Genomic DNA, 19,258 nt, shown 5'->3' with positions numbered 1-19,258 from the left:
GACGACGGTGAGTAGGGGAGGTGCCATGAGATCCGAAGAAACGCCACGACTGATCGGTGCGGACGGCCTCGGCGCGCTCTTCACCGCATTGCGCGACCGCGGCTACACCGTTGTCGGCCCGACCCTGCGCGACGGCGCCGTCGTCCTGGCCGAGCTCGACTCGGCCGGGCAACTGCCGTCCGGCTGGAGCGCCGACACCGAGGCCGGCCGCTACCGGTCGCGGCGCCGCGAGGACGGCGCGGTGTTCGCCCACTGCGCCGGCCCGGTGTCGGCCAAGACCTTCGTGCACCCGCCGCGGGCCCGGCTCTGGTCGGCCGACCGCAACCCGGACGGGTCGGTGTCGGCCGCCGGTCCCGACGCACCGGCGAAACGCTTCGCGTTCGTCGGCGTGCACCCGTGTGACATCGCCGCGCTCGGGGTCCTCGACCGTGTCCTGGCCGGGGGAGAACATCCGGACCCGGTCTACACCGCCCGCCGTGACGGCACGTTCGTGGTCGTCGCCGAGTGTACGGAACCGGCCGCCACCTGCTTCTGCACGTCGATGGGGACGGGGCCGGCCGCGACCGCGGGTTTCGACATCGCGATCACCGAGCTGCTCGACGGCGGCCATCGGTTCCTCGCCCGCGGCGGCTCGCCCGCCGGGACCGAAGTGCTCGCCGCCCTGCCCTCCGTACCGGCCGGTGCCGAGGACACTGCCGCCGCGACGGCCGCGGTGGAGCGGGCCGCCGCCGCCATCTCGCGGCACATGCCGGATGAGCCGCTGCCGGCCCTGATGACCGCGAGCCGGGAGTCACCGCGCTGGGCCGACGTGGCCTCGCGCTGCCTGACCTGCGGCAACTGCACCATGGTCTGCCCGACCTGCTTCTGCACCAGCACCGAGGACGTCACCGACCTCACCGGCCAGCACACCGAGCATCAACGGCACTGGGACTCCTGTTTCAGCCTCGACTTCTCCTATCTGCACGGCGGACCGGTGCGCACCAGCACGGCCTCCCGCTACCGGCAGTGGATGAGCCACAAGCTCGGCACCTGGCAGGAGCAGTTCGGCATGTCCGGCTGCGTCGGTTGCGGGCGCTGCATCGCCTGGTGCCCCGCCGGCATCGACATCACCGAAGAGGCGGCCGCGCTGGCCGCCGCGCGCCTCGAGGATGCGCCGTGAACGCCGTCGTGCCCGTGCCGCACCGGATCGTGGACCGGCGGGTGGACACCGCCGACACGGTCACCGTCGAGCTGGCGCCCGTCGGTGAGGCGCTGCCGGCCTTTCGCCCGGGTCAGTTCGCGATGCTCACCGCGTACGGCATAGGCGACGTGCCGATCTCGGTCAGCGGCCGGCACGGCGCCCGCCCGCTGCACACCATCCGCGCTGTCGGCGCGGTGACCCGGGCCTTGCACGACGCGGCGCCCGGCGATGTGATCGGCGTGCGCGGGCCCTTCGGGACGGCCTGGGACGTCGCGTCCGCGGCCGGCCACGACGTCATCGTGGTCGCGGGTGGCATCGGCCTCGCCCCGCTGCGCCCGGTCGTCGAGCGGGTGCTCGCCGACCGGTCCGCCTTCGGCCGGGTGGCGATCCTGGCCGGAGCCCGGGAGCCGGCCGAGCTCCTCTACGCCGACGCCCGGCGGCAATGGGCCACCCAGGCGCAGGTCCGCACTACCGTGGATCGTGCCGCGGACGGCTGGAAAGGGCCGGTCGGCCTGGTCACCGCGCTGATCCCCGGCATGGACGTGGATCACGCCGCGGCCGCGGCCTTCGTCTGCGGTCCCGAGGCGATGATGTGGTTCACCGTTCAGGCGCTCTTGGAGCGTGGCGTGCCGGCCGCACGGATCCAGGTGTCGCTGGAGCGCAACATGCGCTGCGGGCTCGGCTGGTGCGGCCACTGCCAGCTCGGCCCGTTGCTGCTCTGCCGGGACGGCCCCGTCGTCGGCTATCCGGTGGCCGAACCCCTGATGCGCGTCCGGGAGTTGTGATGATCACCCTCGCCGTGTGGAAGTTCGCGTCGTGCGACGGCTGCCAGCTGAGCCTGCTCGACTGCGAGGACGAACTGCTGGCCGTCGCCGGCCAGGTGCGGATTGCCCATTTCCTGGAGGCGTCCCGCGAAGTCCTGCCCGGTCCCTATGACGTCTCGCTGGTCGAGGGCTCGATCACGACCGCGGCGGACGCCGAGCGGATTCGCGCGATCCGCGACGCCTCACGGGTGCTGGTCACCCTCGGCGCCTGCGCGAACGCCGGCGGCATCCAGGCGCTGCGCAACAGCGCCGATGTCGCCGAGTACGCGTCCGCGGTGTACGCCCGGCCCGACTATCTCGACACCCTGGCCACGTCGACCCCGATCGCCGCGCATGTCGACGTCGACTACGAGCTGCACGGCTGCCCGATCGACAAGGGACAGCTCCTCGAGACGATCACCGCGCTGCTGGCCGGGCGCAAACCGAACCTGCCGGCGCACAGCGTCTGCTTCGACTGCAAGCGCCGCAACAACGTCTGCGTGGTCGTGGCCCACGGCGAGCCTTGCCTCGGCCCGGTGACGAGGGCCGGCTGCGGGGCGATCTGCCCGGCCTTCGGCCGCGGCTGCTTCGGCTGTTTCGGCCCGGCGGAAACCCCGAACGGGCCAGCCGAGGCGGACCTGCTGCGCGCGCACGGCATGTCCGGGGACGACATCCGGCGGCTGTACCGGACCTTCACCGTGTCGGCCTTCGCCGAAGTGGCGGGAGACGCGTCATGACACACCGATCCGACCGGCTGATCGACGTGCGGGCCTTGGCCCGCGTCGAGGGCGAAGGCGCCATGCACGTACGGGTCCGCGACGGCGCCGTGGCGGGCGTGCGCCTGGAGATCTACGAGCCGCCGCGCTTCTTCGAGGCGTTCCTGCGCGGGCGCCGGCACACCGAGCCACCGGACATCACGGCCCGCATCTGCGGGATCTGCCCGGTGGCGTACCAGATGAGCGCCTGCGCGGCGATCGAGGACGCCTGCGGTGTCACGGTGCCGCCCAGCCTGGCCGACCTGCGCCGGCTGCTCTACTGCGGCGAGTGGATCGAGAGCCATACGCTGCACATCTATCTGCTGCACGCGCCGGACTTCCTCGGATACCCCTCCGCGCTCGACCTGGCCAAGGACCGGCGTGACCTCGTCGAGCGCGGTCTGACGCTCAAGAAGACCGGCAACGACCTGATCGAGGTGGTCGGCGGCCGTGCCATCCATCCGGTCAACGTGCGGGTCGGCGGCTTCCATCGCGTGCCGGCACCCGCGGACCTCGCCCCGCTGCGCGAACGCCTGCGTGTCGCGCTCGACCAGGCGCTGGAGACCGTGCGATGGGTGGCCGGCTTCGACTTTCCCGACTTCCGCCACGAGCACGAGATGCTGGCGCTGACCGAGCCGGGCCGATACGCCATCGAGTCGGGCACGGTCGCGACCACCGGGGGTCTCGGTTTCGGCGTACGGGAATTCGAAGATCACGTCATCGAGGAGCACGTGCCGCACTCGACCGCGCTGCACGCCCACCTCGCCGGCCGCGGCCGCTATCTCACCGGCCCGGCCGCGCGGTACACGCTGAACCACCGGTGGCTCTCGCCGCTGGCGCGGGAGGTGGCGGCCGAGGCGGGCCTCGGCGCGGAGTGCCTCAACCCGTACCGCAGCATCATCGTCCGTGCCGTCGAGACGGTCTACGCGGTGGAGGAGGCGATCCGCCTGATCGACTGCTACGAGCCGCCGTCCGAGGCCGCCGTGCCCGTGCCCCCGCGGGCCGGCACCGGCCGCGGTGCGACCGAGGCGCCGCGCGGCACCCTGTTCCACCGGTACGAGCTGGACGCGGCCGGGCTGGTCACCTCGGCCCGGATCGTGCCGCCCACGTCGCAGAACCAGGCCGCCGTCGAGGACGACCTGGGCCGTTTCGTGGCCGGCCGGCTGGACCTGCCCGACGACCGGCTCACCGCCGAGTGCGAGCAGGCCATCCGCAACTACGACCCGTGCATCTCGTGCGCCACCCACTTCCTCGACCTGCGCGTGGACCGGGGCTGACATGACCGGCCGCCGGGTGGTGATCGGGGTGGGCAACGAGTTCCGCCGCGACGACGGCTTCGGTCCCGAGGTCGTCGCCGAGCTGCGGGCCCGCGGCGACGACCGGCTGGCCGGCGTCCAGCTGTACGTCAGCGACGGCGAGCCCAGCCGCATGCTGGACGCGTGGTCCGGCGCGGAGCTCGCCATCGTGATCGACGTCGCCGTCGGCATCGGTGGGCCCGGCGGCTGGTCTGAGCTGGCTTTGCCGGAGGTGGCCGGCCCGCAGCACACCGCCTCCGGTCACGACATCGGCCTCGGCACCACCGTGGCGCTGGCCCGGGTGCTCGGCCGACTGCCGCCGCGCGTCGTGGCGCTGGTCGCCCACGGCCATGATCTCGGCTTCGGCGTCGGGCTCAGCGGCGGCGTCGCCGAGGCGGTCCGCCCGGTCGCCGACCGGGTCTGTGCCCTTCTGGCGGCGCCCTGACCACCGGTCGGCACGGGCGCGTCACCCGGCGACGAGCAGGCCGTCCGGACTGGGCGAGGGCCAGGTCGTCGCGGCGAGCTCGGCGACAAGTTGTGTCGGAGACCCGGACCGCAGCCAGGCCGAGCGCTGGCGGTCGGCGCCGGTTCCGTGCGCCTCGATCGCGGCCAGCAGGCGTTCCACCGTACGGTCGTCTCCGAGACCGGCCAGGCTGCCGCTGACGTGATCGACCAGGCGGGTCAGCAGGCGGGCGGCCTCGGTGTGCACGCCGGTCCACGGATCGATGGCGGGGCCCGTGAGGCCGTGGCGGGCGGCGAGGTCGAGGGCCGAGCGGATCGCCTCCCGGCCCGGACGGGGCATGGGCCGACCCGCCCGGGAGTCGGCGACGGCGGTGGCGACGAGCGCGCGGATCAGAACGGCGAGCAGCACAGCGGTGTCGACATCGATGCTGACGTCGGCGATCCGGATCTCGACGGTGGGGTAGCGGGGGAACAGCCGGGCGAACATATAGACGCTCCGCTCGTCCATCGCGGCGCCGCGTTCGATCATCTTGCGGATCGCGCGGTCGTAGGCCTGCGCCCCGGACCACACCGACGGCGGACGGGCGGTCGGCCAGCGTGACGCGTGGAGGTACCGGCGGCTCGCCCAGCCGGTGTCCTCACCTCTCTCCAGAGGAGAGTTCGCGTTGAGCGCGAGCAGGGTCGGCAACCAGGGCCGCAGCCGGCCGAGCACCTGAACGCCGAGGTCGCGCGATCGGACGCCCACATGAACGTGGGTCGCGCAGGTGCCCAGGGCGGGGATCAGCGCCGGATAGCGTCGCGCCAGCCCGTGGTATCGCGGATCGTCGGTGATGCCGGCCAGCGCCGGCGTGCCGTACGGCGAAGTGCCGGCGGCGACGAGCCGGCAACCGCTGGCGCGGGCGGCGCCGGAGGCGAGCCGCCGCAGGCGTTCCAGATCACCGCGAAGCTCGCCGGCGTCCTGGCAGACCCGGGTCGCCGTCTCGAGCTGGTACCGCATGATCTCGGCGTGCGGGCCGGTCTCGCCGCGCAACAGCCGCAGCAGGCTGGCCGCGGCCGGCACCGGACAACCGCGGACCGGGTCGAGCAGCAGGAACTCCTCCTCCACGCCGAATGTCGGCGGCCGGCGGCTCATCATGGCGCGCTCTCCTTCCCGCGCCGCGCGCGGGCGCGCAGGGCCGCGGCGTGCACACCGGCGCGCAGCTCGTCGTCGGTCATCACCAGGTAGACCAGCGGGCAATCTTGTGGGCCGGTCGCGCCCATCTGGCAGAGGGTGCAGGGCTCGCCGGGCCGTACCGGGCACCGCGCGTCCGGTTTCACCGCCGGCCTCCACGGCCGGACGCCAGGACCGCCCGCACGTAGGCGCGCGTGTCGGCGTCGATGGCGCGCAGGGCGTTCTCGTCCAGTTGGCGCTGGACGAACATGCGCTGGGCGAGCGTGGTGATCGGGTCGGCGTCGCCGAGGCGGAGCTCGACGAGGCGGGGTGGACCACCGGCGTGCAGCTCGTCCAGGTGCAGCCGCATGGCGGCGAAGACCGCCTCCACGTCCAGCGCGTCCACGGCATCGCCGGACGGCGAGATGGTCAGACGTGCGGCGAGCGCGTGCCGGTCGCGGCGCCGGGCGGAGTCCAGCCACCGTTGCAGGGCGTCGCTTTCTCGCACGTCCGCCAGGCAGATCATGACTCCGGCCTCCGGGGGCACATTGACGCGCCCCGGGTGGCGGATCACCGTGTCGGCCGGCCCGAGCGCGGCCCAGGTGCCGGCGGCCACCGCCTCCTCGCCGGAGCCGAACTTCGCGCGGCAGCTGTCCATCGGCACGGCGGCGCCGAGTTCGGCGAAACGTCGTGCCACCAGCATGCGGTGCATCAACCGGGTGCGCAGCTCCGCCGAGCGCCGTGCCTGTACGAACCCGGACATGACCGGCACCTCTCTCAAGTCTCCATCCAGCCTTGTCCGCCGGCCGCGCGACGGCCAGGGCCGAAGGGCTCTTCAGGGTGTGAAGCGCCAACTCGAGGGGATGCCCGGCACGCCGGTCGAGTGGCTTCGCGTGCCGGTGGCGGTCATCAGCCACACCTTCGGGGCGAGAGCGGCGCCGGGGTCGTCCGGGTCGTCCGGGCCACGCGCGAAGGCGAGCCACCGTCCGTCCGGCGACCACACCGGGTGTGCCTCGATCACGCCGGGCGTGTTGGTCAGGCGGCGTTGTGCTCCGGTGAGCAGATCGAGCAGCCACAGGTCGCCCTCGGCGGCGATCGCGATGGTGCGCCCGTTCGGGTTCCAGTCCAGGCGCACGGCGCCCGGCAGGTCGCTGACCTGGCGCGGCTCGGACCCAGCGGCCCGGTAGACGTGCACGCCGGGCAGCGTGGCGGTGGCGAATCGGCTGCCTGACGGGTTCCAGGCCGGCTGCAGGTCGTTGAGATCGTTGTGGGTCGCGTTGACGAAACCGTCCTCATATCCCTTGGTGCTGACCTGGTAGATGTCGCTGCACGACTCGAAGGCGATCCATCGGGCGTCGGGCGACCAGCGCGGGCTCGACGGGCCGCAGGGGGCGCCGACCAACCACCGGTCGTCCGTGCCGTCCGCGGCCATCGTCCGGATGTCGAAGCCGTCCACGTAGGCGATCCGGCCGCCGTCCGGCGAATAGTCCGGGCTGGCGAACCAGATCAGCACCCGCCCGTACGCGTGGACTCCGGTGCCGTCCGGCCGCACGCTGCGCAGTTCACCGGTGCCGTGTTCGTTCGCTACCGCCAAGGTCAGGATCCGCCCGCCGGGTCGGTCGGAAGCCGCCTCGGCGCCGGCGGCCGGAAGGCCGCCCACCAGTATCGCGACGGTACCGGTGGCCAGCAGGACTCGTAGTCGGCGCATCGGTGATGCTCCTTTCGGCTGTCTGTTTGATGACTGTCAGGGCTGGAATCGCCAGCTCGTGGGGATTCCGAGCACGCCGGTCGAGTGGCTGTGGGTGCCGGCGGCGGTTGTCAGCCACACCTCGGGGGTGAGGGCCACGCCCGGGTCGTTCGGGTCTTCCGGGCCCCGGGAGAACGCGAGCCACCGGCCGTCCGGCGACCACACCGGATGCCGCTCGATGACGCCAGGTGTGTCGGTCATGCGCCGCCGAGCGCCGGTGGGCAGGTCGACCGTCCAGAGGTCGTCGCCGGCGGCGACGGCGAGGGTACGGCCGTCCGGGCTCCAATCCAGACGGGTGGCATCCGGCAGGTCGCTGACCCGGCGCGGAGCCCCGGTGCCGTCGGCCCGGTACAGATACACGCCGGACGGCCCTGCGGTGGCGATCCGGGCGCCGAGCGGGCTCCAGGCCGCCCGGAGGGTGTAGAGGTCGTCGTTGGTCAGGTTGACGAAGCCGCTCGCGTATCCCTTCGCGCTGACTTTGTAGATGTCGCCGCACGACTCGAATGCGATCCATCGGGCGTCGGGCGACCATCGCGGGCTCTCCGGGGCACACGGGCCGCCGACCAGGTTCTGGGCATTCGTCCCGTCCGCGTTCATCGCCCACACCTCCATCCAGTCCGCATATGCGATCCGGCTGCCGTCCGGCGAATAGTCCGGGCCGGCCCACCACGACAGTCGCAGGCTGTACGCGTACGCGCCGGAGCCGTCCGGCCGCACGCTGCGCAGCTCGCCGCTGCCGCGCTCGGCGGTCACCGCCAGCGTGAGGATCCGCCCGCCGGGCGGGGCCGGCGCCGCCTCGGCACGGGTGGCCGAAAGTCCGGCCACGGACACGGCGATGGCGAGGGCGGCGACTGAGAGGCGGGATCGACGCATGAGAGGCACTCCTGTCTTCCATCAAACGTTCACGAGTGGGAAGGGGAGGGCAGGAGATCGTGCAGTCCGTGCCGACTGCCCTCCCGGCAACCTGGATAGTCCGGCACGGCCGTGAGAGGTGGGGAACAAACTCCCGCGGCGGCGCATGACCGCCGCCTCTTCCTCGGAGTGCCTTCCAGCCTCGATCGCGGACCGTGCGGTTGCCAGGGCCGAAGGGCTCTTCCGCGAGGCCGGCGACGCGCTGCCGCGCCGCGGCCAGCCGCTGCTGGGCCACGGCCAGCATCCTGGTCGTGAACTCGAGCCCGAACATCGGATCCTCCGAGCGCTCCCGCGCGCAGCTCGACCATGTGGCTCTCCTCGACGACCATGGCACCCACCGTGGAACGGAACGGGGGAACCAGGCAGGACCAGCCGATGACCTCGTCGGCTCCGACGAGTTCGAGCGGCACCTCGCCCGCGGGCACGTGGAAGTCCAGCTGGACGAGGCCGTGCAGGACGAGCTGATCGAAGACCGTCAGCGAGGTGGTCATGACCGTCCCCTTTCTCCGAGGCCGCGTCCGCGGATGATCAGCAGACCGGCCAGCGTCCACGCGGCGACGACGGCGAGGTGGGCCCCGGCGAAGCCGGCGCCGCCGCCGTCCGGCTCCGTGGCTGCCAACAGCGCCTGAAGCAAATGGCGCAGGGGAAACACCCCGGCCAGGGTGGTGAGGGCATCGGGCAGCGGCCGGTCGCCCGCCACGAAGATCTCGGAGGCGAAGCAGAGCGGCAGCAGAGTACCGAGAGTGATCGCGACCAGCGTGCGCGCCGACCGCAGCAGGGCCACGAGCGCCAGGCCGAGCGCGGCGAAACAGAAGGAGCCCAGGACGATCGTGACCAATATGGCTGGCAGATGCGCGGGTGGGACGCGGACGCCGAGAAAACCGATGCCCGCGGCCGCGAGCACGGCGGCCGCCAGCAGGGTGGTGAGCAGGGCCCCGGACACCCGCCCGGCCAGATAAAGGCGCAGAGGAAGCGGCGTGCCCCGGAGGCGTTGGAGAACACCGGACGACCGGGCGGCCACCACGGCCTCCGGCAGGTCCACATAGCCGGACACCGCGGCGGTGTAGGCGAGCATGCCGGCGAACAGGTACTGGGCCATGGACAGACCGTGCACCCGCGCGTCGCCGAACACGGAGGGGAACAGGACGAGCAGCAGGGCCGGGAAGACCACGGCGAAGAAGACGGCGAGCGGATCACGGCGTAGGCCCGTCAGCGCGTACCGGATCTGCCCCGGCAACAGCCGGGCCGGCGACCGGCGTGGGTAGGTGACCGGCGCGGACAGGCGCGTGTGCGGGGCGACCTCGGGCTCGGAGCGCGGGCGGGCCTCCCCGCGCGGCTGCCAGCCGAACCACCGCTGGGCGGTGAAGGCGCCGGCGACCGTCCAAGCTGTGAGCACCAGCAGGTGGCCGGGCCGGAAGCCGTAGCCTCCGGCGGGATCGAACGTCTCGGCCATCGCCAGGGCGAAGTGTTTCAGCGGCAGGGCCGAGCCGATCGCCGACAGCGGGCGCGGCAGATCGGCGCCCACGATGAAAACCTCCGAGATGAAGGCCAGCGGGATCAGCAGCCCCTGGGCGAGCGCCTGCGCGGCCCGGGCCGTGCGTACCAGCGCCGCCAAGGCCAGCCCCAGAGACGCGCAGCAGGCGATGCCGAGCAGGAGCGTGACCAGCATGGCCGGCACCTTGCGCCAGACGACCTCCACGTCGTACGCGAGCACGCCGACCGCGACCAGCAGCGCCACCGCCGCGCCGGAGATGATCACGGAGGCGGCTGTCCGCGCGGCCAGGACGGTACGGGCCGGCACCGGCGCCGCGCGCTGCCTCAGCAGCACCCCGTTCTCCCGGAGCACCGCGGTGTCGGTGGCCAGCAAGGTGAACGAGGCTTGGGCCACGCCGAAGACCGCGAACGGCGGCACCAGGAACTGCGCCACCGGAACGCCGGCGTCGGTCGTCTGGTCGCCGACGATCGACGCCACGATGATCAGGAACGCCAGCGGGAAGGCCAGCGTGAAGAAGGCGGCGGGCGGGTTGTGCGTGAACGCCCGGACCGCGTGGGCGGTCAGCACCGGCAGCGCCCGGACGCGGGTGGCCGGCGACGGCGGGCGCACCCGCGCGGGCGTGTCAACGGCCATCGTCGTGCTCCTCGGTCAGGGCGAGGTACGCGTCCTCCAGCGTCGGCGGGCTCACGGCGAGATCCTCCAGCGGGGTCCACCTTGCCGTCGCCCAAGCGGTCAGGTGCCAGGTGTCCGTGACCGGGTCGCGGCTGTCCAGCCGTACCACCCCGTCGGCGAGACGGGGCCGGGCGCTCAGCGGGGGCAGATCACCGAGGCCGCCGCCGGGGATCCGGAAGCTGATCACAGTCGGCAGGTCGCTGCGGGCGCGCAGCTCGGCCGGGGTGCCGACGGTCAGCAGCCGCCCGTCGCGCAGCACGCCCACCCGGTCGGCGAGCCGTTGCGCCTCCTCCAGGTAGTGCGTGGTCAGCAGGATCGTGGTGCCCAGATCGCGCAAGCTCGCCACCAAGTCCCAGGCGTGGTGCCGGGCGGCGGGGTCGAAGCCGGTCGTCGGCTCGTCGAGGAAGAGCAGGTCGGGCGCGCCGGCCAGGCCGAGGGCGAGGTCGAGGCGGCGCCGCTGGCCGCCGGAGAGGCCTTTGACGCGGGTGGTCCGCTTACCGGCCAGCCCGACCAGATCGATCAGCTCGTCCGGGTCGTGCCGTCGGGGATAGAGGCTCGACTGGAGCCGGACCAGCTCCCGGACGGTGAACTCCTCCTCGAAGCCCGCCGACTGGAGCACCACGCCGATCCGCTCGCGGTATGCCGTCCCGCCGGTGGCCGGGTCGAAGCCGAGCACCTCGACCGTTCCGGCGTCCCGCTCCCGATACCCCTCCAGGATCTCGACGGTCGTGGTCTTACCGGCGCCGTTCGGGCCGAGCAGGGCGAAGACCTCGCCGTCGCCGACGGTGAAGCTGACGCCGTCGACCGCGCGCACGCTGCCGTAGGAGCGCCTCAGATCGCGTACGGCAATCGTGGTCATGCCGTGGACCTGTAGGCGTGCAGGGCCGTGAGGATCGCCGTCAGGCCGGCCTTGGCGTCGGCGAAGAGCATGGCCGTGCGCGGGTCGGTGTAGAGCTCGTTGTCGATGCCGGCGTAGCCGTGACCCAGCGAACGTTTGATCACGATCACGGAGCGAGCCTTGTCGACGTCGAGGATCGGCATGCCGGAGACCGCGTTGCCGGGCCGCCGGGCCGCGGGGTTGGTCACGTCGTTGCCCCCGATGATCAGGGCCACGTCGGCGCGGGCCAGGTCGGCGTTGCCCTCGTCGAGGTCGCGCAGCAGCTCGTAGGGCGTGTTGGCCTCGGCCAGGAGCACGTTCATGTGCCCCGGCATCCGGCCGGCCACGGGATGGATGGCGTAGGTGACCGCCACGCCTTGCCCGGCCAGGGCCTCGGCGAGCGACGCCGCCTCGTGCTGGGCCTGCGCGGCGGCCAGCCCGTAACCGGGCACGATCACGACCCGTTCGGCGTACGCGAGCTGCAGCGCCACATCGTCGGCGGTGGTCTCCCGTACGGCGGCCGAGCCCGCACCGGCGGTGACGGTGACGGCGTCGCCGGTGCCGTAGCCGCCGGCGATGATCGCGCCGACCGGCCGGTTCATGGCGTCGGCCATGAGCTTGGTGAGGATGGCGCCGGCCGCGCCGACCAGGCCGCCCGCGATGATCAGCGGCGTGCTGGCAAGAACGAACCCCGCCATCGCGACCGCGGTGCCGGTGAAGGCGTTGAGCAGCGAGATCACCACCGGCATGTCGGCGCCGCCGATGGGCAGCGTCAGGAGCACCCCGGCGGCGAGGGCGCAGCCGGCGAGGCCGTAGAGCGCCCCGGCCGGCGCGCCGAAACCGACGATGACCACCGCGAGCCCGGCCGCGGCGGCGCCCAGCAGTGCGGTGACCGGCCGGCCGAGGGGCAGGATGATCGGCCGGCCGGCGATCTTGCCGGCGAGTTTGCCGGAGGCGACGAGGGAGCCGCTGAAGGTCACCGCCCCGATGAGGACGTCGGGGACCCCGGCGACCGCCGCGCTGGTGGTGCCGGGCCGGTCGCCGAGCGCGATGAGTGCCGCCGCGCCGCCACCGACGGCGTTGAACAGGCTGACCAGTTGTGGCATCGCGGTCATCTGGACCCTGCGCGCGGTGACCGTGCCCGCGGCGATCCCGGCCGAGGCGCCCGCCGCCAGCGCGACCACCCCGGCGGCCGTGGCGCCACCGTCGTGGCCCAGAACCGCGGCGGTGACCACGATGGCGACGGCCATGCCGGCGGCCGAGATACGGTTGCCGCGCCGGGCGGTGCCCGGCGCGTTCATCAGGTGCAGGCCCACCACGAAGCTGACCGCACAGGCCAGGTACAGCAGGTGCATCACCGTGTCGAAGGCGCTCATGACCGGCTCCGGAACATCGCGAGCATGCGGTCGGTGACCACGTAACCGCCGGCGACGTTCATCGCCCCGAAGAACGCGGCGACCGCCAGCAGGGCGTAGCCGGCCGGCGTGGACACCATCGTGGCCAGCAGCATGACGCCGACGATCACCACGCCGTGGATGGCGTTGGCGCCGGACATCAGCGGCGTGTGCAGGGTGGCCGGCACCTTGCTGATCACCTCGAAGCCGACCAGCAGGGCCAGGGTGAAGACGGTCAGGTCGGCCAGCAGCAGCGGGCTCATGGCCGGGCTCCTTCGCGGTCGCTCAGCAGCACGGCCCGGGTGATCTCGTCGTCGAGGTCGAGCTGGGGTTCGCCGTGCGGCATCAGGTGGGTGAGCAGGGCGAGCAGGTTGCGGGCGTACGCCGTGGAGGCCGCGACCGGCACGGTGGAAGCCAGGTCGGGCGCGCCGATCACGGTGACCTCGTTGCCGGTCAGCGTGCGGGCGCCGGCAACGGAACCGGCGACGTTGCCGGCGGCCAGGTCGATGACCACGGAGCCGGGGCGCATGGCGGCCAGGGCCGCCGCGGGCACGAGCAGCGGGGCGGGCGCGCCCGGCACCTTCGCCGTCGTGATCACCACGTCGAACCGGGGTATCGCCGCGGCCAGGCCCTGCGACTGGGCGCCGGCCTCGTCCTCGGTGAGGTCGCGCGCGTAGCCGCCGGCCGCCTCGGCGCTGGGCGCGGCGACGTCCAGCACGGCGGCGCCGGTGGAGGCGATGTCGGCGCGGGCCGCGTCGCGCACGTCGTAGCCGGTGACCTGGTCGCCGAGCCGGCGGGCGGTGGCGATCGCCTGGAGACCGGCCACACCGGCGCCGAGCACGAGGACCTGGGCCGGCCTGGTGGTGCCGGCGGCGGTCATCAGCATCGGGAAGAAGCCGGGGCAGGCCTCGGCGGCGATCAGCGCGGCCTTGTAGCCGGCGACGTTCGCCTGCGAGGTGAGCGCGTCCATGGCCTGCGCCCGGCTCAGCGTGCGGGGGAGCCGGTCGAGGCTGATCGCGGTGACACCGTTCAGCCCGTTCGGGTCTAGACCGAGCAGGCCGACCAGGATCTGCCCCGGTCGCGCGGCGGCCAGGTCGTCCGGCCGGCGCACGCACAGGAGCACGTCGCTGCCGGCGTAGATCTCATCGCGAGTGACCACGACTGCGGCGGTGTAGGCCGCGTCGTCGAAGAAGGACATGCGGCCCGCGCCGGTCTCCACCAGCACCTTGACGCCGCGGTCGGACAGCCGGCGTGCGACGTCCGGGGTGAGCGCCACCCGGCGCTCGCCCGCGGCGGTCTCCCGGAGAACACCGATGACACTCATGGCTCTCCCTTCGGCCTCGCGTCGGCCGGGAAGCGCTCCGGGCCGCGGGTGGCCATCTCCTCGTACGTCTGCCAGCGTTGGTCGACCGCCTCCTGCGCGAGTGTCGCCAGCCGGGCCGCCTCGTCCGGATCGGTGTCGTGCAGCCGCCGGAACCGCAACTCCCGGTCGGTGTAGTCGGACAACGGGGTGCGCGGGCGCGGCGAGTCGAGCAGGAACGGGTTGCGCCCGGCGGCACGCAGCACGGGGTCGTAGCGCATCAGCGGCCAGTAGCCGGACCGCACGGCGCGGCTCTGCTGTCCGAGGCCGTCGCGCATGTCGATGCCGTGGGCGATGCAGTGCGCGTACGCGATGACCAGCGACGGGCCGTCGTACGCCTCCGCCTCGCGCAGCGCCCGCAGCGTCTGCTCCGGGTCGGCGCCCATGGCGACCCGGGCCACGTACACGTTGCCGTAGGCGATGGCCTGGAGGGCCAGATCCTTCTTGGGCGTGGTCTTGCCCGCGGCGGCGAACCGGGCGACCGCCGAGAGCGGGGTGGCCTTGGACATCTGGCCGCCGGTGTTCGAGTAGACCTCGGTGTCGAGCACGAGCACGTTCACGTCGCGGCCACTGGCCAGCACGTGATCCAACCCGGCGGCCCCGATGTCGTACGCCCAGCCGTCGCCACCGACGATCCACACACTGCGCCGTACCAGGTGATCCAGGACGCTGCGCAGGTCGGCCACGACCGGGTCCCCCTCGGGGAGAGCGTCCAGCCGGCGGGAGAGCTCGGCCAGGCGTTCACGCTGGGCGGCGAACTCGGACTCGCGCCGCTGAGGCGCGCCGAGCACCGCTTCGACGAGCTCGGTCCCGAGTTCGTCACGCAACTGACGGAGCCGGTCGGCCGCGAGCCGGTGGTGCAGGTCGGCGGCGAGCCGGAAGCCCATGCCGAACTCGGCGTCGTCCTCGAACAGCGAGTTCGACCATGCCGGGCCGCGGCCCTGGTCGTTGCGCGTCCACGGCGTGGTGGGCAGATTTCCGCCGTAGATGGACGAGCAGCCGGTCGCGTTCGCCACCATCAGGCGATCGCCGAACAACTGCGACAACAATTTGAGGTACGGCGTCTCGCCGCATCCGGCGCAGGCGAGGGAGAACTCGAACAGCGGCTGAAGGAACTGCGCGCCGCGGACGGTGCCGAAGTCCACCCGGGACCGGTCGGCGTTCGGCAGCGCCTCGAAGAAGGCGATGTCGGCGCGGCCCGATTCGAGGCGGGGCTCGCGGGGTTCCAGGTTGATCGCCCGGTGCTCGGGGGTGCCGATCGGGCAGGCCTCGACGCAGAGCCCGCAGCCGGTGCAGTCCTCCAGGTAGACCTGCAACGTGTACCGGTTGTCGGGCAGGCCGCGCGCGTTGAGCGGCGCCGACGGGAAGCCGCCGGGTGCGCCGGTGAGCTCCTTCAGGTCGTACAACTTCGACCTGATGACGCTGTGTGGGCAGACGAACGAGCAGTTACCGCATTGGATGCAGGTCTGCGGGTCCCAGACGGCGACGAGGTCGGCGATGTTGCGCTTCTCGTACGCGGTCGTGCCGCCGGGATAGGTTCCGTCGACGGGAAGCGCGCTGACCGGCAGCCGGTCGCCCTGACCGGCGAGCATCACGCCGGTGACCTCGCGGACAAAGGGCGGCGCTGCGGCCGGCACCGGCGGCGGGCGGCGGCGGGTCGCGGTGGCCAGTTCCGGCAGCACGACGCGGTGCAGGGCCTCGAGGGTGGCGTCGACGGCGGCATCGTTGCGGGCGACGACATCGGCGCCGCGCTTGGCGTACGTACGGCCGATCGCTTCTTTGATCTTGGTGATCGCCGCCTCGCGGGGGAGCACACCGGAGATCGCGAAGAAGCATGTCTGCAGGATCGTGTTGGTGCGCCCGGGCAGGCCGTGCGCGGCGGCGATGCGGTCGGCGTCGATCGCCCAGACGGTGAGCTCCCGATCGAGGATCTGTTCCTGTACGTCGCGGGAGAGCTCCGCCCAGACGTGTTCCGGGCGCGGGCAGTTGAGCAGCAGAGTGCCGCCACGGGCGGCGCGGCCGAGCACGTCGACCCGGTCGAGCAGGCCGAGATGGTGGCAGCCGACGAACCCGGCCTCGGCGATGAGGTAGGGCGCGCGGATCGGCTCCGGCCCGAAGCGCAGGTGTGACACGGTCATCGAGCCGGATTTCTTGGAGTCGAGCACGAAGTAGCCCTGCGCGTGCATCCGCGGATCCGCTCCGAGGATCTTGATGGTGTTCTTGTTCGCGCCGACGGTGCCGTCCGAGCCGAGGCCGTAGAAGAGCGCCCGCACCGCGCCGTTCGGCTCGATGTCGAGATCCTCGTAGGGGATGCTGCTGCCGGAGACGTCGTCGACGATCCCGACGGTGAACCGGGGCCGCGGCTCCTCGCGGGCCAGTTCGGCCAGGACACCCGCGACCATGCCGGGCGTGAACTCCTTCGAACCGAGCCCGTAGCGGCCGCCGATCACCGTCGGCATCGCGTCGCGGCGATGCTCGGCCAGCGCGGCGACCACGTCGAGGAAGAGCGGCTCACCGAGCGAGCCCGGTTCCTTGGCGCGGTCGAGCACGGTTATCCGGGTGGCGGTGCGCGGGATCGCGGCCGCCACCGCCGCCGCCGGGAAGGGGCGGAAGAGACGGATCTGCAGTACGCCCACGCGGTCCCCGCCGGCGGTCAGGCGGGCGACGGTCTCACGGGCGGTCTGCGCGCCCGAGCCCATCAGCACGATCACCCGGTCGGCGTCGGGGGCGCCCGCGTACTCGACGATGTCGTAGCGGCGGCCGGTGCGGTGGCCGAGGGCGTCCATCGCGGCCCGCACCGCCCCGGGCACGCGGGCGTAGAACGGGTTGACCGTCTCGCGGCCCTGGAAGTAGACGTCCGGGTTCTGCGCCGTGCCGCGGATGACCGGGCGCTCCGGGGAGAGGGACCGGGCGCGGTGGGCGCGGACCAACTCGTCCGGGACCAGCGCTCGCAGGTCGTCGTCGCCGAGCGTCTCGATCGTGTTGATCTCGTGCGACGTGCGGAATCCGTCGAAGAAATGCACGAACGGCACCCGCGTGCCCAGCGAGGCGGCCTGCGCCACCAGCGCGAAATCGTGAGCCTCCTGGACGGACGCCGATGCGAGCATCGCGAAGCCGGTGGTGCGGGCGGCCATGACGTCCGAATGGTCGCCGAAGATGGACAGGCCCTGAGCGGCGAGCGAGCGGGCGGCCACGTGCAGCACGGCCGGGGTCAGCTCACCGGCGATCTTGTACATGTTCGGGATCATCAGCAGGAGCCCCTGCGAGGCGGTGAAGGTGGTGCTCAGCGCGCCGCTCTGCAAGGCGCCGTGCAGCGCGCCCGCCGCGCCGCCCTCGCTCTGCATCTCCACCACAGTGGGCACCGAGCCCCAGATGTTCGGCCGTCCGGCGGCCGACCACTCGTCGGCGAGCTCGGCCATCGCCGAGGACGGTGTGATCGGATAGATGCAGCACACCTCGTTGAGGCGGTAGGCCACCGAGACGCAGGCCTCGTTGCCGTCTATCGTCGCGCGGGTCATGGCGTCGCCTCGGCAATCATCGAGATGGCGTGCACCGGGCACTGGTCGAAGCAGGTGCCGCAGCCGGTGCAGCGGGCGTAGTCGAAGCGGTAACGCAGCCCGGGTCCCAGCTTGGTCACCGCGTCCTCGGGACAGGCGCCGAGGCAGCCGTCGCACTCGAAGCACGTGCCGCACGACAGGCATCGGCCCGCCTCGTAGGTGGCCGCGGTCGCCCCGAGGCCGCCGACGATCTCGGTGAAGTCGCCGACGCGCTGTTCCGGGTCGCGTTCGGCCTGCTGCCGGCGGCCGGCGTCGCCGAAGTACCAGGGGTGCAGCCCGGCGAAGCCGGCGATCGGCGGCCGCTGCGGATCGGCCGTGGTCGCGCTGCGCAGATAGGCGTCGATGTGCCGGGCGGCCGTACGGCCGTGGCCGACCGCGACCGTGACGGTGCGCTCGGCCGGGACCATGTCGCCACCGGCGAACACGCCCGGACAGCCCGTCATGAGGCTCGGCGAGACCAGCACCGTGCCGTCCGCGGTGAACTCGACACCCGGGACGTCACGCACGAAGGCGGTGTCGGACCGCTGGCCCAGGGCGAGCACGACGGTGTCGGCCTCGAGCGTCTCGGTGCGCCCGGTCGGCACCGGCCGGCCGTCCGCGTCGAGCTCCATGACCTCGACGGTCAGATCGCGGCCGTCGAAGGCCTGGATGGTTCGCAGCCAGTTGATCCGTACGCCCTCGCGTTCGGCCTCGTCCGCCTCCTCGGCGTGGGCGGGCATCTGCGCGCGGGTGCGGCGGTAGACGACCAGGGCTTCCTCGGCGCCCAGGCGCCGCGCCACGCGAGCCGCGTCCATGGCGGTGTTGCCGCCGCCGTACACGGCCACCCGGCGGCCCACCCGGGGGCGTTCGCCGGCGGCGACGCTGTGCAGCAGCCCCACCGCGTCGACGATGCGGCTTGCCTCGCGGGCCGGAATGTCCACCCGCTTGGACAGATGGGCGCCGACCGCCACGAAGACCGCGTCGAAGTGGCCGTCACGCCGCTCGCCGGCCAGGTCGCGGACGGGGTGATCGGTGACGATCTCGACGCCCAGCGCGGTGATGCGGGCGATCTCGGCGGCCAGCACGTCCCGGGGCAGGCGATAGGCGGGGATGCCGTAGCGCATCATGCCGCCCGGCTCCGCCTCGGCGTCGTGGATCACCACCTGGTGCCCGAGCCGGGCCAGGTGATAGGCGGCCGACAGCCCGCTGGGGCCGGCGCCGACCACGAGCACCCGCCGGCCGCTCGCGGCGGGCGGCGGATCGAAGTGCCAGCCCCGATCGAGGGCGAGGTCGCCGAGGAACCGCTCGACCGCGTGGATCGACACCGGGCTGTCCAGCTCGGCGCGGTTGCACACGCTCTCGCACGGGTGGTAGCAGACCCGTCCGTGCACGGCCGGCAGGGGATTGGCCGCCACCAGGGCCCGCCAGGCACGCTCGTGCTCGCCGGCGCGGGTCAGGGCCAGCCACTCCTGGATGTTCTCACCGGCCGGGCACCCGGCGTTGCAGGGCGGCAGCAGGTCGAGGTACACCGGGCGGCGTGCCCGGGCCGGCCCGCCCCGCGCCTGGTCCAGGCGCAGGTCGGGCGGTGTCGTCAGATCGTCGTGCGGCCGGCTCATGACA

General features: G+C 72.9%; 17 protein-coding genes. 5 read left to right on the top strand and 12 right to left on the bottom strand.

All coding sequences use genetic code 11. The annotated features are described in order from the left end of the window. Positions 1-25: 25 nt before the first annotated feature. The 5 genes from CRP55_RS34105 to CRP55_RS34085 are packed head-to-tail and all read left to right on the top strand — an operon-like array spanning position 26 to position 4,478. Positions 26-1,159: a 4Fe-4S dicluster domain-containing protein gene (locus tag CRP55_RS34105; protein ID WP_097325668.1), complete on the top strand. Its 1,134-nt coding sequence runs from the start codon at positions 26-28 to the stop codon at positions 1,157-1,159. Then, complete coding sequence (locus tag CRP55_RS34100) at positions 1,156-1,965, top strand: FAD/NAD(P)-binding protein (RefSeq protein ID WP_097325666.1); 810 nt, start codon at positions 1,156-1,158, stop codon at positions 1,963-1,965. Before CRP55_RS34105 ends, CRP55_RS34100 begins: the two co-directional genes overlap by 4 nt. Then, positions 1,965-2,720 (top strand): NADH-quinone oxidoreductase subunit B family protein, encoded by a 756-nt coding sequence (locus tag CRP55_RS34095; protein WP_097325664.1) that lies wholly within the window; start codon positions 1,965-1,967, stop codon positions 2,718-2,720. The genes CRP55_RS34100 and CRP55_RS34095 overlap by 1 nt, the downstream gene beginning before the upstream one ends. Beyond that, a complete protein-coding gene (locus tag CRP55_RS34090) occupies positions 2,717-4,015 on the top strand; it encodes a Ni/Fe hydrogenase subunit alpha (RefSeq protein ID WP_097325663.1) in 1,299 nt (432 codons plus the stop codon). The genes CRP55_RS34095 and CRP55_RS34090 overlap by 4 nt, the downstream gene beginning before the upstream one ends. Position 4,016: 1 nt before the next feature. Beyond that, positions 4,017-4,478, top strand: coding sequence for a hydrogenase maturation protease (locus CRP55_RS34085; protein WP_097325661.1), 462 nt, complete (start codon positions 4,017-4,019; stop codon positions 4,476-4,478). Positions 4,479-4,499: 21 nt separating this feature from the next. Here the strand turns inward: CRP55_RS34085 and CRP55_RS34080 are convergent, their stop codons facing one another. The 12 genes from CRP55_RS34080 to CRP55_RS34025 form a co-directional block, all read right to left on the bottom strand. After that, positions 4,500-5,630, bottom strand: coding sequence for a carboxylate-amine ligase (locus CRP55_RS34080; protein WP_097325659.1), 1,131 nt, complete (start codon positions 5,628-5,630; stop codon positions 4,500-4,502). Continuing rightward, the gene (locus tag CRP55_RS34075; protein ID WP_097325658.1) at positions 5,627-5,812 is read right to left on the bottom strand and encodes a DUF6767 domain-containing protein; all 186 of its coding nucleotides are present in this window, start codon (positions 5,810-5,812) and stop codon (positions 5,627-5,629) included. Before CRP55_RS34075 ends, CRP55_RS34080 begins: the two co-directional genes overlap by 4 nt. After that, the gene (locus CRP55_RS34070) at positions 5,809-6,408 is read right to left on the bottom strand and encodes a thiamine pyrophosphate-dependent enzyme (protein ID WP_143235098.1); all 600 of its coding nucleotides are present in this window, start codon (positions 6,406-6,408) and stop codon (positions 5,809-5,811) included. The genes CRP55_RS34075 and CRP55_RS34070 overlap by 4 nt, the downstream gene beginning before the upstream one ends. Before the next feature lie 72 nt (positions 6,409-6,480). Then, positions 6,481-7,353 (bottom strand): TolB family protein, encoded by an 873-nt coding sequence (locus CRP55_RS34065; RefSeq protein WP_097325654.1) that lies wholly within the window; start codon positions 7,351-7,353, stop codon positions 6,481-6,483. Between the two features lie 36 nt (positions 7,354-7,389). After that, positions 7,390-8,265: a PD40 domain-containing protein gene (locus CRP55_RS34060; protein ID WP_097325652.1), complete on the bottom strand. Its 876-nt coding sequence runs from the start codon at positions 8,263-8,265 to the stop codon at positions 7,390-7,392. A gap of 526 nt (positions 8,266-8,791) precedes the next feature. Then, positions 8,792-10,432, bottom strand: coding sequence for an ABC transporter permease (locus CRP55_RS34055; RefSeq protein ID WP_097325650.1), 1,641 nt, complete (start codon positions 10,430-10,432; stop codon positions 8,792-8,794). After that, complete coding sequence (locus CRP55_RS34050) at positions 10,422-11,330, bottom strand: ABC transporter ATP-binding protein (protein WP_097325648.1); 909 nt, start codon at positions 11,328-11,330, stop codon at positions 10,422-10,424. The genes CRP55_RS34055 and CRP55_RS34050 overlap by 11 nt, the downstream gene beginning before the upstream one ends. Next, positions 11,327-12,724 carry an NAD(P)(+) transhydrogenase (Re/Si-specific) subunit beta gene (locus tag CRP55_RS34045; protein WP_097325646.1) on the bottom strand — a complete coding sequence of 466 codons (1,398 nt, stop codon included), beginning with the start codon at positions 12,722-12,724 and terminating at the stop codon, positions 11,327-11,329. Before CRP55_RS34045 ends, CRP55_RS34050 begins: the two co-directional genes overlap by 4 nt. Beyond that, entirely contained in the window at positions 12,721-13,005 is a 285-nt protein-coding gene (locus CRP55_RS34040) for an NAD(P) transhydrogenase subunit alpha part 2 (protein ID WP_097325644.1), read from the bottom strand. Before CRP55_RS34040 ends, CRP55_RS34045 begins: the two co-directional genes overlap by 4 nt. Continuing rightward, complete coding sequence (locus tag CRP55_RS34035) at positions 13,002-14,066, bottom strand: Rossmann-fold NAD(P)-binding domain-containing protein (RefSeq protein WP_097325642.1); 1,065 nt, start codon at positions 14,064-14,066, stop codon at positions 13,002-13,004. Before CRP55_RS34035 ends, CRP55_RS34040 begins: the two co-directional genes overlap by 4 nt. Beyond that, positions 14,063-17,620: a pyruvate:ferredoxin (flavodoxin) oxidoreductase gene (gene nifJ / locus CRP55_RS34030; protein ID WP_097325641.1), complete on the bottom strand. Its 3,558-nt coding sequence runs from the start codon at positions 17,618-17,620 to the stop codon at positions 14,063-14,065. Before nifJ ends, CRP55_RS34035 begins: the two co-directional genes overlap by 4 nt. Continuing rightward, positions 17,617-19,254, bottom strand: coding sequence for an NAD(P)-binding protein (locus CRP55_RS34025; protein WP_097325640.1), 1,638 nt, complete (start codon positions 19,252-19,254; stop codon positions 17,617-17,619). Before CRP55_RS34025 ends, nifJ begins: the two co-directional genes overlap by 4 nt. Positions 19,255-19,258: the final 4 nt, after the last annotated feature.

This window comes from Paractinoplanes atraurantiacus (assembly GCF_900215205.1).
Classification (GTDB): Bacteria; Actinomycetota; Actinomycetes; order Mycobacteriales; family Micromonosporaceae; genus Actinoplanes; species Actinoplanes atraurantiacus.
Note: the sequence above shows the minus strand (reverse complement) of the source record. Positions and strands in the feature narration are given on the sequence as shown.

What these genes read in the sequence shown, in the direction of transcription:
- CRP55_RS34105 (WP_097325668.1), top strand. Translation starts at nt 26, where the DNA reads ATGAGATCCGAAGAAACGCCACGACTGATCGGTGCGGACGGCCTCGGC.
- CRP55_RS34095 (WP_097325664.1), top strand. Translation starts at nt 1,965, where the DNA reads ATGATCACCCTCGCCGTGTGGAAGTTCGCGTCGTGCGACGGCTGCCAG.
- CRP55_RS34090 (WP_097325663.1), top strand. Translation starts at nt 2,717, where the DNA reads ATGACACACCGATCCGACCGGCTGATCGACGTGCGGGCCTTGGCCCGC.
- CRP55_RS34085 (WP_097325661.1), top strand. Translation starts at nt 4,017, where the DNA reads ATGACCGGCCGCCGGGTGGTGATCGGGGTGGGCAACGAGTTCCGCCGC.
- CRP55_RS34080 (WP_097325659.1), bottom strand. Translation starts at nt 5,630, where the DNA reads ATGATGAGCCGCCGGCCGCCGACATTCGGCGTGGAGGAGGAGTTCCTG.
- CRP55_RS34070 (WP_143235098.1), bottom strand. Translation starts at nt 6,408, where the DNA reads ATGTCCGGGTTCGTACAGGCACGGCGCTCGGCGGAGCTGCGCACCCGG.
- CRP55_RS34065 (WP_097325654.1), bottom strand. Translation starts at nt 7,353, where the DNA reads ATGCGCCGACTACGAGTCCTGCTGGCCACCGGTACCGTCGCGATACTG.
- CRP55_RS34060 (WP_097325652.1), bottom strand. Translation starts at nt 8,265, where the DNA reads ATGCGTCGATCCCGCCTCTCAGTCGCCGCCCTCGCCATCGCCGTGTCC.
- CRP55_RS34055 (WP_097325650.1), bottom strand. Translation starts at nt 10,432, where the DNA reads ATGGCCGTTGACACGCCCGCGCGGGTGCGCCCGCCGTCGCCGGCCACC.
- CRP55_RS34050 (WP_097325648.1), bottom strand. Translation starts at nt 11,330, where the DNA reads ATGACCACGATTGCCGTACGCGATCTGAGGCGCTCCTACGGCAGCGTG.
- CRP55_RS34045 (WP_097325646.1), bottom strand. Translation starts at nt 12,724, where the DNA reads ATGAGCGCCTTCGACACGGTGATGCACCTGCTGTACCTGGCCTGTGCG.
- CRP55_RS34040 (WP_097325644.1), bottom strand. Translation starts at nt 13,005, where the DNA reads ATGAGCCCGCTGCTGCTGGCCGACCTGACCGTCTTCACCCTGGCCCTG.
- CRP55_RS34035 (WP_097325642.1), bottom strand. Translation starts at nt 14,066, where the DNA reads ATGAGTGTCATCGGTGTTCTCCGGGAGACCGCCGCGGGCGAGCGCCGG.
- nifJ (WP_097325641.1), bottom strand. Translation starts at nt 17,620, where the DNA reads ATGACCCGCGCGACGATAGACGGCAACGAGGCCTGCGTCTCGGTGGCC.
- CRP55_RS34025 (WP_097325640.1), bottom strand. Translation starts at nt 19,254, where the DNA reads ATGAGCCGGCCGCACGACGATCTGACGACACCGCCCGACCTGCGCCTG.